This window comes from Microbacterium sp. SLBN-111, from assembly GCF_049739645.1.
Classification (GTDB): domain Bacteria; phylum Actinomycetota; class Actinomycetes; order Actinomycetales; family Microbacteriaceae; genus Microbacterium.
This window is the reverse complement of record NZ_JBMGQH010000001.1, coordinates 2,213,450-2,226,785: the sequence shown is the minus strand read 5'-3', so window position 1 is coordinate 2,226,785 and position 13,336 is coordinate 2,213,450. Positions and strand designations below refer to the sequence as shown.

Annotated in this window: 9 protein-coding genes and 2 tRNA genes; 2 read left to right on the top strand and 9 right to left on the bottom strand. The window is 70.2% G+C overall.

From position 1 onward, the window contains the following. Positions 1–103: 103 nt before the first annotated feature. From RKD05_RS10270 to RKD05_RS10250, 5 genes are all read right to left on the bottom strand, one after another. On the bottom strand, positions 104–796 hold the full coding sequence (locus RKD05_RS10270) for a hypothetical protein (protein ID WP_424709831.1): 693 nt from the start codon (positions 794–796) through the stop codon (positions 104–106). A gap of 195 nt (positions 797–991) precedes the next feature. Continuing rightward, a complete protein-coding gene (locus RKD05_RS10265; protein ID WP_424709829.1) occupies positions 992–2,278 on the bottom strand; it encodes a PucR family transcriptional regulator in 1,287 nt (428 codons plus the stop codon). Beyond that, positions 2,275–3,720, bottom strand: a complete 1,446-nt coding sequence (locus RKD05_RS10260; protein ID WP_424709828.1) for a phytoene desaturase family protein — start codon at positions 3,718–3,720, stop codon at positions 2,275–2,277. The genes RKD05_RS10265 and RKD05_RS10260 overlap by 4 nt, the downstream gene beginning before the upstream one ends. After that, a complete protein-coding gene (locus RKD05_RS10255) occupies positions 3,717–5,543 on the bottom strand; it encodes a DUF3556 domain-containing protein (protein ID WP_424709827.1) in 1,827 nt (608 codons plus the stop codon). Before RKD05_RS10255 ends, RKD05_RS10260 begins: the two co-directional genes overlap by 4 nt. A 42-nt stretch (positions 5,544–5,585) precedes the next feature. Further along, positions 5,586–7,028, bottom strand: coding sequence for a class I adenylate-forming enzyme family protein (locus RKD05_RS10250; RefSeq protein ID WP_424709825.1), 1,443 nt, complete (start codon positions 7,026–7,028; stop codon positions 5,586–5,588). A gap of 706 nt (positions 7,029–7,734) precedes the next feature. Here RKD05_RS10250 and RKD05_RS10245 point away from each other — a divergent pair. Continuing rightward, a complete protein-coding gene (locus tag RKD05_RS10245; protein WP_424709824.1) occupies positions 7,735–8,118 on the top strand; it encodes a hypothetical protein in 384 nt (127 codons plus the stop codon). A 136-nt stretch (positions 8,119–8,254) separates the two neighbouring features. Here the strand turns inward: RKD05_RS10245 and RKD05_RS10240 are convergent. The 4 genes from RKD05_RS10240 to RKD05_RS10225 form a co-directional block, all read right to left on the bottom strand. After that, positions 8,255–8,331, bottom strand: a tRNA-Met gene (locus RKD05_RS10240). 30 nt (positions 8,332–8,361) lie between these two features. Next, positions 8,362–8,433: transfer RNA gene (locus RKD05_RS10235), tRNA-Thr, on the bottom strand. Positions 8,434–8,488: 55 nt separating this feature from the next. Next, entirely contained in the window at positions 8,489–10,039 is a 1,551-nt protein-coding gene (locus RKD05_RS10230; RefSeq protein ID WP_424709822.1) for a peptidoglycan DD-metalloendopeptidase family protein, read from the bottom strand. A gap of 147 nt (positions 10,040–10,186) precedes the next feature. Beyond that, positions 10,187–10,984, bottom strand: coding sequence for an inositol monophosphatase family protein (locus RKD05_RS10225; protein ID WP_424709821.1), 798 nt, complete (start codon positions 10,982–10,984; stop codon positions 10,187–10,189). A gap of 65 nt (positions 10,985–11,049) precedes the next feature. Between RKD05_RS10225 and RKD05_RS10220 the strand changes: the two genes are divergently transcribed. After that, positions 11,050–12,822 carry a phytoene desaturase family protein gene (locus tag RKD05_RS10220; protein ID WP_424709819.1) on the top strand — a complete coding sequence of 591 codons (1,773 nt, stop codon included), beginning with the start codon at positions 11,050–11,052 and terminating at the stop codon, positions 12,820–12,822. Positions 12,823–13,336 lie beyond the last annotated feature (514 nt).

Below are 13,336 nucleotides of genomic sequence, written 5' to 3'. Positions count from 1 at the left end.
TGCTCTCCCCGGTCCGACGGGCGACGACGGGTCGCGTCACCCGGAATCGATCCGGATGCCACGAGCATGCGCCCGCGGCTCTAAGAAAGCACTGATCTCTGCCTCAGGCCAGGGGCAACGGCATCCCGTCGGCGCGATCCGCGCGACGTGCGACACGCGGAGCCGCCTGCATGATCGCGACGAGGACGACCATCACCGCCGTCAGGGCGAGCGACACCCACCCGGTTCCGACTCCGACACCGCCCTCGCTGGCGGGCTTGCCGAGCCAGTCCGCCACCGACGCGCCCAGCGGTCGCGTCAGGACGTAGGCGAACCAGAACGCGAACACCCCGGTCCACCACGCCATCCGCCATCCGATCACGGGAACCGTGATGAGGACGGCGAACAGGACGATCGAAGGGAGGTAGCCGAGGTCGAACGTCACGGCCGTCAGATCCCCCACGGCCGTGCCGAGAGCGAACGTCGCGACCACGGCTGCCCAGTAGTACAGCTCGCGTCGGGTCGTGGTGACCTCGTGCACGGAGAGCGTGCCCTCGCTCCGCCGCCAGAACACGAAGACCGCCGCGAGCACAACCGCGTACAGCGCCGTCGACGCGAGGTACGGCAGGCCGATCACGACGTGCGCGACGTCGGCCGCCATGGTCCCGAAGACGCCCACCGCCGCGACCGCCAGCCAGTAGGCGACCGGGACATAGCGACGGCGCGTCAGCTGCCACGCGAGCGCGACGACGAACAAGACGAACCCGAGCAGCACAGCGACGACGGGGTCGAGCGCGCGGATCGAGAAGTCGGACACCGCCTCCCCCCAGCGCAGTGGAGGCGGCCTTGGCGATCCAGAACAGCGGCGAGGGATCTGGGACGCGGGACGGTCGGGCGTTCGAGGTCATGCCGCGATGATCGCGGGACGGTTCTCAGACGCCTCTAAGACGGGGCACCGGCAGAGGCACCCCTCCGGATGCGCTGACGCGTCCGCGCGGGCGGCGGGTGGCCCTCAGCTCTCGACGGGCAGGTCGTCGTAGACGCGGAGGGCCAGCGCGATCTGGAGCCCGTCCGAGGAGTGCGACGCGCGGTCCTTCCAGAACCGGTCGACGCGCTGGCGCACCGTGTTGCGATGGATGCCAAGGACCTCCGCGGTGCGCACGGCATTCTCGCCGCACGAGAAATACACGGCGAGCGTCTCGCGGACCAGCCGGGCCTGCTCCCCCGGGACGGCATAGGGCCCCAGGACGTCGAGCACCCAGCGGCGCGTGCTCGCGGCATCCTTGGTCAACAGATCCACGAGCGCGACCTGCGGGTCCGTGTACGTCACGACCGTGGAACCGCGGTAGCGCGGCGAGGTCAGAGCCACGAGACGTGCGGCGACGGCCTGTTCATGGGAGCGGCGGAACCCCGCGACGTCGCCGGCGATCGTGCCGAGCGCGAGGCGCAGCCCGGGAACGGTCTGTACGAGCGCCGCGGTGTCGGCGAGCGACTGCTCCGTGAGGATCGGCGAACCGATCCATGCCCACGCCGTGGAGCGGTCGACCGCGGTGACCAACGGGGGCACGGGCGAGCGCAGTGCTCCGCCGATCCGGCGGAGCGCGTGGTCGGTCTCCCGCTGTCGCTCGGGGTCGCTGTCGTCGACGTCCGACCAGGCGACGAGCGCGAGGTGGCTCTGCGCGAGCGAGTATCCGGTCTCGGACGCGAACCCCCGGACGGGAAGCGCGTCGCCGCGCAGGACCTTGAGGACGACCGCCGCGTTGAGGGTGGCACGGGTGTTCCACCACCGTCGGCGTTCTTCGTCGTGCACCGTCGACACGAACTGCAGGATCCAGTCGATGTAGCGGTGGACGGCGTCCGCGATGCCGCGCACGACCTCGATCTTCATCCCCTCGGGGATGTCGAGCCTCTCGACCTCGGCGATCCCCAGGCGGAGGAACATGCTCTGTCCGAGGTAGTAGGCGCGGGTGAGAGACGACAGCGGCACGTCCCGCTGCGCGAGCCGGGCGGCGTACTCCACGGCGGCGGTCGTGGGCTGGAGGCTGTCGACATCGATGTCGTTGGTCAGGATGTGGCAGATCGTCGTGACGTTGCCCTCAATGCTCCCATGCAGCATCTCGACCAGTTGGGGGTCCCCGCCGAGGTCGTCGATGCGGGAGGCGAGGAGGTCTCGCATCTCGGCGACGATCTCGGGCATGCGCAGGTCGAGGTGGCGCGCCACGAGCGCGAGCAGGGCTCGCGTGTCGAGGTCACCGCCGCGGTCCTCGACGCCGTCGGGAGGATCAGCACGAAAGGTCACGATCGGTGGACGCCTGCGTCTTCCCGGATCTCGAGGGATGCCACGGACTGCAGCGCGCGTCGGGCCGCGTTGACTCCGCACAATCCGTGCACGCCGGGCCCCGGCGGAGTGGCCGCCGAGCAGAGGTAGTAACCGGGCACCCCCGTATCGTACGGCTGCGCGGAGAGGCGCGGCCCGAGCGTGAACTGCCGCGGCGTCTTCGCCCCGGTCAGGATGTCGCCCCCGACGAAGTTGGGGTTCTCGCGGCTCAGGTCGGTGGCGGTGAGGACGCGGGTGGCCACGACGCGTTCGGTGAATCCCGGCGCGAACCGCTCGAACTGAGCCACGATCGCATCGGTCGCGTCCCCGGTGTAGCCGGCCGGCACGTGGGCGTACGCGTAGACCGGGTGCACGTCGCCGACCGACCGCTGCGGGTCCGCGACGTGCTGCTGACCGACCAGGACGAAGGGGCGCGCCGGCATCCGACCGCGAGACGTCTCCCGCTCGACGGCGACGATCTCACGGGCCGAACCACCGAGGTGGACCGTCCCCGCGCGACCGACCTCCGGCGAGCGCCACGGCACTCCGCCCGCAACGGCGAACTCGACCTTGAAGGCCGCCGGGCCGGCGCGGAAGCGCCGGAAGGCCTTTCCGTCCCGCGCCGGGAGGCTCTCCCCCAGGATCTCCGCGACGGCGTGCGGGTGCACGTCGAGCAGCGCGATGTCGTGGGGCGGAAGCTCCCGGCGGGAGCGGATGCGCGTGCCGGTCTCGAACGTGACCCCCTGCTCGCGCAGGCGAGCGATCACGGCATCCGTCAGGGCTCCCGTCCCCCCGGCGATGACCGGCCAGCCGACCGCGTGACCGGCGGTGATGATGCCGGCACCGATGCCGGTCACGAGCGGCAGGTCCAAGCGCTGGAACGCGTGCGCCGCCACACCGAGGAAGAGGGCGCGGGTCCGCTCCTGGGAGAAGACGCGGGCCACCCAGGTCGGCGGGGGCGCCGCGACCGCACCGAATCGCGCGAGCAGGAACGGATGACGAGGGATGCCGAGGAGCGGACGGAAGATGTCCTCCGACAGCGCCGCGAACCTCGCCGACGGCACGCCGAAGAGAGCGCGCCAGCGCCACCCGTCGCGGCCCAGTCCCTCCGCCGTCTCCGCGATGGACCGGCGGAGGAGGACGGCGTCGCCGTCGTCGAGCGGATGGGCGCAGTCGATCTCCGGCAGCGCCCACTCCACCCCCGGCAGATCGAGGTCGCGAAGGTAGGGCGATGCGGCGGCCATCGGGTGGACCGCGGCGCAGTGGTCCTGGATCAGTCCCGCCAGGAGGGGCACACTGTTGCGCGCCCCTCCGCCGAGTTCGTCCGCGGCTTCGATGACGTGGACCGTCACCCCGGCCGCGACGAGCGTCGCGGCAGCGGCGAGCCCGTTGGGTCCGCTGCCGACGACGACGGCACGGGTCATCTCGCTACCCGCTCGCTCCGCTTCCGGGGCAGACGCAGGCTGTTGGTGACGTCGGGGACCGGCTCGGAGCCCTCCCGCTTCCAGCGCACCTCGACCGGGATCGGACCGTCCGGCAGCCAGGGCTGGGCGGCGACGGCGTCGGCGACGCGCCACCGGCCGCGTTCGATCACCCCGAGGGCCGCGTCGATCACCTTGTACTCCTGGAACGCCGAGTGGATGGGCTGAGACTCTACCCACACCACGACGAATTCACCGGGCGCGAAGTGGCAGCGCGTCTGCAGGGCGCGGATGAGTCTCTCGTCGTGCAGATGCCCGTCGCCGAAATTGAAGCCGATCACCGAGTTGCAGGCGAACTCCCCCTCGCGGACGGTCCGCGACTCGATGTCCGGCAGTGACCGGTAGAGGACCGAGAACAGCCCGCGTCCCTGGCTGTGCATCGATCGCCAGGCGATGGTCTGCTGCATCGTGATCTCGGCGACCTCGGCGGGATAGCCCATCTGCTGCAGCTGCTCGACCTGGTTCTTGGTCGGTCGGACGACGGCATCCAATTTCTTCTCCGCACCGGGCGTGAACGTCCACAGCGCCGAAGCCCAGTTGCCGGCGTACTGCCGCATCGAGGGCAGGAACGAGACCTTGTCGGGCCGCAGGTTGCCGAGCACGGGGAAGAACGCCAGCGCCGCGACCAGGCCGGCGAGCAGCCAGGGGCTGCTGATGTCGCCGACGCCGTATCCCGCACTCGCTGGGAATCCGAGGAAGAGGAAGATCGCCGCGTAGGAGAAGAGCGTGTTCCATTCGAGCGGCACGGCGAGGGGGAAGGTCGAAATGATGAAAAGGTGGAAACCGACCATCACCACCACGGCCGCGAGCGTCACCCAGAAATTCTGTGAGAACAGCAGCACGAGCGGCGCGGCGATCTCGACGGTCATTCCCATGACGTGAGCCAGGAAATGCGCCACCCGGGACGGGCGGATGTCGTTCGGGAAATCGCGGTAGAGCGAGCGCTTGAGCCACCGGGGCGGCCAGAACGGCGTATTGCTGAGCATGGGCGGGATGACATTGACGAAATGGCGCCCGAACTTCGAGACACCGGCACCCACCCAGACGACGACGATCAGCAGCTTCAGCGCGATGATCATGTCGGTGAACGACAGCACGGCGAAGAACACCAGCGCCGGCAGGTACTGCTCGATGCGGGAGGCGACCGCGATCGTCTTGTCGCGCACCCCCGCCAGCACGAGGAACACGATCGCGGCGATCACGGCCGGGGTCTGCACGAGACCGCTCGTATTCCCCGGGAGGACCGCAGCGAGCGCGGGCGTCACGGTCCCGGGCAGCACCAGAGCGACGGCCAACGAGGCGATGAGCCCGAGGTAGAGCACGACGTCGAGGATCGTGCGCGTGTCGCCCGCGGTGCCCGGCACCCACTCCCACGGACGCAGACGGATCGTGCCCGGTCGCGCCCAGAACAGGATGCCACCGGTCATCGGCTTGAACTTCCCGGCGATCGGCCCCCACGACCCGGCCACTCCGATCGTCTCGAGCAGCATCGTCCAGATGATGGCCTTCTGATACACGATCGGCTGATTCCACCATTGGTCGACCTGCCAGAACCAGCCGACGCCGCTGGTCGCGGTGATGATCACGGCTCCCACGAACAGCCAGAGAAACAGGATCTTCGCGACATAGGTGGCCGCGATGATCCGCGGCGAGCCGAATCCGTATTCGACCCAGTGCAGCGCGAGCGCTCGGACACGCTCACGCAGCGGTTGGTGCAGGAAGGTCGACGTGTCGACCGGGGGGAAATCTCCGGTGGTGAATCCCATGTTCAGCTCCTTCGGTGACGGGAATTCGTGGTCGGGAATTGCTCAGGCGGTGGGGGGGAGGGCGCGACGCATGGCGGGCTTGTCGACCTTGCCGACCGGGTTGCGCAGAAGGTCCGACACGATGTGGATCTCGGTGGGGACCTTGATCTTCGTCAGCCCGCGTCCGCAGTGGTCGCGCAGATCGGCTTCGGATGCCGTCACCCCGGGGTGGAGGACCACGTGCGCGATCGGCACCTCGCCGTACACGGGGTGGGGACGGCCGATCACGGCGGCCTCCAGCACGGCGGGGTGCGTGGCGAGGTACGCCTCGATCTCCTTGGGGTAGAGGTTCTCCCCACCGCGGATGATCATGTCCTTGCTGCGGTCGACCAGCGTCAGGTACGCGTCCTCGTCGAGGAATCCGATATCGCCGGTGCGCAACCACCCGCCGCGCATGACCTCGGCCGTGGCATCCGGTCGTCCGAGATATCCGCGCATGACCGTCGGGCCCAGGACCGCGACCTCGCCGCGCACGCCGGGGGCGGCGACGAGGCCGTCTTCCCCGAGGATGACGATCTGCTGGCCGGGCAGGACGCGTCCCACGGTGCCGGGCTTGCGTTCGCCCCACAGGGGGTTGCACGTGGACGCGCACGTCGCCTCGGTCAGCCCGTAGCCTTCCAGCACGGGCACGCCCAGCCGCTCCTCGGTGAGCGCGAGCAGGTCCGCGTTGGCGGGGGCGGCGCCGCAGATGACGAAGCGGAGGGCGGGCAGCCGCGGAATCGCCTCACGGGGCAGCTCCGCCAGCCGCGCGAGAATCGCCGGCACCGTCGAGAAGTAGGTCACCCCGGAGCGCGCTGCGGTCTGCAGGAAGGTGTCGGGCGAGAACCGCTCCAGGATCGTCACGCTCCCGCCGGCGCTGAGCGGCGCGAGGAAGCTGACGCACAGCGAGTTGACGTGGAACAGCGGGAGGACGAGCAGCGCCTGGTCGTCGGGCCCGAAGCCGACGTGCGACCGCAGGGCCTGCGCCATCGCCCGCAGGTTCGCGTGGTCGAGCATCACCCCCTTCGGCTGGCCCGTCGACCCGCTCGTGTACACGAGCAGAGCGAGGGTGTCTTCGGCGATGGCCGGATCCGTCACCGGGTCGTCGGGGACGCGCTTGAGATCGCTGGGGCGGAGGGTTTCGACATCCATCCCGGGGTACTCGTTCGCGGTGATGAGCAGGCGCGCGCCCGAGTCTTCGAGCTGGTAGCGAAGCTCCCGTTCGGTGAACGTCGGGTTCACCGGCGTGACCGCCGCCCCGACCCGCCACGCTCCCAGCAACGCGACGACAAACGCGACGGAGTTGGGCAGCATGATCGCGACGACATCGCCCCGACCGATGCCCCGCTCCTCGAGTTGCTCGGCGCACGCGGCCGCACGCTTCTCCAGGCCGATGTAGGTGAGCTCTTCGTTCGCGTCGCGGACGCTCAGCCGCGTCGATCCCGCTCCCGGGCTGAGCCACGGCAAGTGCTGCAGAGAGGTGTGCGCTCCCTCGCGAACAGGGGAAGGTCCCGATACGAATACGCGTGACATGGATCCGCCTTTCCTCCCGACCACCGCGTCGATGCGATGTCGGTCTGCGCGACATCGCGCTCGCTCCACGGTAGAAATCGGCTGGGCACGGCACAGTGGCTGGGGTGGCGAAGTTCACGGCGGCGGGTGTGCACAGTGCACGGGTGGTCCGAGCGCACTCGATCCGAGATGCGGGATTATGCGATGGCCACCCGAGGAGCGCGCACTCTGCGCTCGACCTCGTCACGAGACCCTGCCGTTCCTGCAAGGAGCCCCACGGAAAGAACCGGAATGTTCCGCGGCCGGACCGCGCGATCACTTCCTCGAGTTCGTAAGAGTCGGACCTGCGAACCGTGTCACCGAGCGCGATAGCCGGGTCGGGCGGATATTTCAAGACACTGCTGTTGCTACAACCCTGGAGTCGTGCGAATCAACCGCAGGTGAAGTGCCGATTCGATCGCCCCTGAGAAACACCGCAGAATGCCGATCCTTCCCATTCGGCTGCACGTGCACGAACATGGCCGACGATGCGACGGAGGGCGAAGGGGAAGGTGAGATGAACATGTACAGAGGGCTGGCCTTTGTCGGAGCCGTGCCACTCGTGATGGCAGTGGCGGCGTGCACACCACAAGCCCCGCGCCCCGCTCCGACACCTCCCTCCGTGACATCGACGACTCCCGCCGCTGGCACCACTGACGGGGAACGCTTCGCCAGCCAAGGAGAGAAGGTCCTGACGCAATATCCCCGCGCGGTCCCCGCCGGCAACTTCTCCGGGTATGAGGACGAGACCGTCACGCTCCCGGCCACCGAACTCAGCGCCCCCGTCGAAGTGGTGGTTCTTCTGACCTGCACCGGCACGGACACCTACTCGGTGACGGTGGAACAAGCGCACCCGAACACCGTCGGCGCCACCTGCGGCACGGCGGGCACATCGATCGCCGCGGTACCGCTGGACGACCCGTCGCAGCCGACGACCCTGCAGATCGACGTCCCGGACGGAAGCGACTACTGGCTCACCGCGTACTACACGCAGAACGGTCGGTGACGCGGAATCGAGCGGCGAAGCGCTGCGCGATTCCGCGGTGGAGACGCTCGACTCCGTGCAGGGAACGTGAATGTGCGGGCCCCCCGCCCGACAATGACAGAAGCCCCGGCGGGAAACCGGGGCTGATCTGACGTTCTGGTAGCGGGAGCGGGGCTTGAACCCGCGACCTCACGATTATGAGTCGTGCGCTCTCACCAACTGAGCTACCCCGCCGCGCGGCATCCCCTCGAAGGAGATGCTGTGAGCCCCGAGTCAGGATTGAACTGACGACCCCTTCCTTACCATGGAAGTGCTCTGCCACTGAGCTATCGGGGCGTACCCGGATCGCTCCGGGCAACTAGAAGAGAATATCAGAGCTTGGCAGCCTCTTCTAATCGAGCGAGTGACGTCCGGCGTTCGCGCGGAGCCACGTGATCGGGTCGATCGCGACCGTGCCGTTCATCAGGATCTCGAAGTGCGTGTGGGCACCGAACGAGTGACCGGTGTTGCCCGTATGGCCGATGACCTCGCCGACATGGACGACGTCGCCCTGCTTGACCTGCATCGACCCGTGGAGCATGTGCGCGTATCGGCTCGACACGAGCTGGCCGTCGATCTTGTGGTCGATGATGATCATGACGCCGTAGCCGCCGCCGTCCTCGGTCGCGGTGCGGACCACGCCGTCGGCGATCGCCTGGATCGGCGCACCCTCACCGGGGACGAAGTCGGCGCCCTCGTGCATGACGCCGTCGCGCATGCCGAAGCCGTACGTGATGCCGACGCCCACGGCGAAGGGCCACTGGATCGCGGCCGACGTGTCGTTCTTGTAGAAGTCGCTCGGGTAACGGATGCCACTGTCGGCGGCGACCTGCGCGTACGTGGCCGCGGAATAGCCGTCGGCGCGGTCGACGATCGCCGACTGCGACTGGGCCGGAGCGACGTAGGCCTGGATGGCGCCGTTCCCGGCGTCCCCACCGGCCACCGCGAGGTTCTGCGTCACCGCCGTCTCGGGGGCGGCGACGTTGGTCGTGCCGTTCGCGGAGGCGAGCGCGCTCACCGGCATGGTCATCCCGACGGTCATGAGTCCGACGAGACCCATGACGCCGACGGAGAAGGAGGCGGCGGCAACGCGACGTCCGCTGCGGCGGCGGGGCGAGGCATCCACGGGCAGACCCTGCGTGACCGGGCGCGTTGCGGCGGCGACCGGCTCGGCAACGGGCTGCTGCACGGGGGTCTCACCGGTGAACGCGAACAGGCGCGCGGCGGCCTCGAACTCGTCGGCGATGTCATCCGCGGTGGTCGCGTCGGTCGGCGCGGCTTCCGCGGGAGCCTCGGGGGCAGTCGGCTCAGCGGGCGCGGCCTCGACAGCGGGCGCCTCGACCGCCGCCGGCGACTCGTCGGATTCGACCGCGGCGGGGCGACGGCGGCTGCGGCGCGTCGACGGGAGGGTGATCGGCGAGGTCGGGAGGGCGACGGGCGTGGTCGCCTCCGTCGCGTCGGCGCTCTGCAGGATCACGGCGACGTCGTCGTCGGAGCGACGCTCGTCGACGACGGTGACGTCGAGGGCATCGGATGCCGGAGTCGTGGATGCCACGTCCTCGGTCGTCGCGATCGCTTCGGTCTCCGTCACCGCGGGGGTGGCGGAGCTCGCAGCGGCACGCGACGAGCGGCGGCGCGGAGCGGGGAGGGTCGGCTGGATCGTCGCGGCGATGACGGTCTCGACGACGGCGGCGGCCACCTGCTCGACGATCTCGGGCTGCGACGCGACATCCGCGTCGACCGGGGCGACCGACCCGCCGAGCTCATCGCTCGGGGTCTCCGCGGCGGAGGCGGAGAGCCGGCGACGCTCGGATCGTGTCAGCTCGGTCGCGACGGGCGTGGTGGAGGGGCGACTGGATCGCCGCGTTCGGGCGGGCTCAGTCTCGGGGGCTTCTGACGGCAACGCGCGGGGGCTCTCGGTTCATGTCGCGGGCGCGACGGCTTCGGGCTTTCGGGCTTCTGCCATTTCCGCAGGTTCGGGTCGCGAAAATAACGAACAGGTAACTACCCTAACCCGGCGTCACTGGGAATGCCATGAAGGGTTCGAGATTCACAGTTCCGGTTCGAGGATCTCCTCAAGGCGCCCGTAGAACCCCGGACCCGCGGCGATCACCATTCCCTTGCCCGGACGTCCGCCCGGCGCTCCCCCGACCATGCCGCCGGCCTCCTCGACCAGCAGCACTCCCGCGGCGTGATCCCAGGGGTTGGTGCCCTTCTCGTAGTAGGCATCCATTCGTCCGGCGGCGACGGATGCCAGGTCGAGTGACGCGGCACCGATACGGCGGATGTCGCGCGCGATCGGCATGACGCGGGCGAGTCGCTCGAGCGTCGGGGCGTGGGTTGCGGGGTCGTAGCCGAACCCGGTGGCCACCAGCCCCCCGGCGGCGCCGACCTCGGGGGTGACCGAGAGCCGCTGGTCGCCGAGCCACGCGCCCCCACCCCGCGAGGCGCGGAACATCTCCCCCGAAACGGGGTTGTAAACGACTCCGACGAGCGCGCTCCAGGTTGCCGGATCGTCCGACCCCTCGACGGCGGCGATGCTCACGGCCCACGCCGGGATGCCGTAGGCGTAGTTGACCGTGCCGTCGATGGGATCCACGACCCACGTGATGCCGCTGCGGCTCTCCTGCGCGGTGGACTCTTCGCCGAAGAAGCCGTCGTCAGGTCGTTCCCGCGCGAGCTCGGCCCGGACGAAGGCCTCCACCTCCTTGTCGGCGGCGGTGACGATGTCGGCGGCGACGGACTTCGTGGCGATCTCGAGCCCCTCGCGGCGGCGCCGGGCGGCCAGATCGCCGGCGTCTCGAGCGATGCGGGTGGCGATGTCGAGCAGATCTGCGGCGAGAGTCATGGCATCCACGCTACTGGGGATGCCACCCCCTGGGCGATGTCGGACGGGGTGGCTAGCGTGGGCGCATGAACCCCCCGGAGACCACTCGATACGACGTCGTCATCGTCGGCGGAGGGCACAACGCCCTGGTCGCCGCGGCGTACCTCGCGCGCGCCGGCCGATCGGTCGTGATTCTCGAGAAACAGGATGCCGTGGGCGGCGCGGCCGTGTCCGAGCGACCGTGGCCGGGGGTCGATGCCCGCCTTTCGAGGTATTCCTATCTCGTGAGTCTCCTGCCGCGGAGAATCATCGACGACCTCGGCCTCCGGCTGGAATTGCGACGTCGGCGGTATTCGTCCTACACGCCGGACCCCGCCGATCCGACGCGCGGCATCCTGATCGACACCGCGGATGCCGAGGCGACAGCCGCCTCCTTCGCGCGGACACTCGGCGACGCCGAAGAGGCGCGGCGGTTCGCGGCGTTCGGCGAACGTCTCCTCCCCCTCGCACGCGCGGTCTTCCCGACGATGACCGAACCGCTGCCGACCGCGGACGAGGTACGGGCGCAGCTCGACGATGACGAGCTGTGGGAGGCCGTGACGGAGCGGCCGCTCGGCCAGCTCCTGCGCGCGTCGCTCGAGAGCGACCTCGTCCGGGGCATCGCGCTGACCGACGGGCTCATCGGAACCTTCGCGTCGTCGGACGACCCGTCGCTCGCGCAGAATCGATGCTTCCTCTATCACGTCATCGGCGGCGGGACCGGCGATTGGGACGTCCCGGTCGGCGGGATGGGCGCGGTGACCGCTGAGCTCGAACGCGCCGCGCGCGACGCCGGCGCCGAGATCCGCACCGGGGTCGAGGTCATCTCCGTCTCGCCGTCGGGTGAGGTGCACGCCGTGACCGGCCGCGCCGAGGTGTACGTGGGCGACGTCGTGCTGAGCGGAGTGGGGCGGGCCGTCCTCGCACGGCTGCTCACCGCGGGTGGCGCACCGACGGCCGCGCCCGAGCCCGAGGGCGCGCAGATCAAGGTCAACATGCTGCTGTCCCGGCTGCCCCGTCTCCGGGACACGTCGGTCTCCCCCGAGGCCGCGTTCTCCGGAACGTTCCACGTCAACGAGACGATGACCCAACTGGATGCCGCCTACGTCACGGCATCCGCCGGTCTCGTGCCCGCGCCGCTTCCGGCCGAGATCTACTGCCATTCGCTGACCGACCCGTCGATCCTCGGTGACGAACTCCGCGCGAGCGGGGCGCAGACCCTCACGCTGTTCGGGCTCCAGGTGCCGCACCGGCTGATCGACGGGGAAGACCCCGTGGCTGCCGGGGCGCGTCTTCTCGCCGAGGCGCAGCGATCGCTGGACTCGGTGCTCGCGGAGCCGCTGCGGGACTGCATCATGGCGGCCCCCGACGGGCGGTTGTGCATCGAAGCTCGCACGACGACCGACCTGGAGCGGTCGCTCGGGATGCTCGGCGGCGACATCTTCCACGGCGGGCTGTCGTGGCCTTGGCGGGAGGGGGACGGCGGTGGGCGCGGTTCGGGCGGCGGGGGCGCGGGGGCGGGCGACGGGGCGGGAACGGGTGCGGATGCGCGCGGCAGCGGCGGCGGCACGGCGCACGGGGCGGGCGCGGCCGACGGGGCGGGGGCGGATCGCGGCGGCGCGGCACACGGGGCGGGCGCGGGGGCGGGTAGCGTCGGAGCCGGTCTTGGGCCCGCGGAGCGGTGGGGCGTCGAGACCGGGCACGCGCGCGTGCTGGTGTGCGGCTCGTCGGCCCGGCGCGGCGGAGCGGTGAGCGGTATCGGCGGCCAGAACGCGGCGATGGCGGCCCTGGAGATCCTGGGGCGTCCTGGGCGGGGGTAGCGGACGGGCCGGGTTCGGCGGGTTCTGCGGTACTGGCGTCGGTTCGGGCGGTGGGCCACCACTGGCGCGGGCAGACCAGGCCATTGCCGTTCGGTGACGGGGCACACACGAGCGCAGCCGATCAGGCAGACACCATTCGGTCGACGGGGCACACACGGGCGCAGCCGATCAGACAGACACCATTCGGTCGACGGGGCACACACGGGCGCAGCCGATCAGACAGACACCATTCGCCCACGACGCGGGCGCCGGTTCGGCCGACAGTCCGCCCGGCAATTCGATCGACGGCTCGGGAGCAGAGTGGGCCCGACGGAGACGAACGCGGTCCGGCCACAGCGACGGCGCTGCGACCCGCAGCGGTCGAGCCGATGCGGGACCGGCGAGAGCGCTTGGGCCGTGGAGAGTGGGCACACGCGGGTTCAGTTGCGTGGGCCCTCCGCCCGGCGACAGCCGTCGGCAGGGTCGGCGGGCAGGACTTCGCGATGGTGGCCGGAATGAGGCTCGACACTGTCCG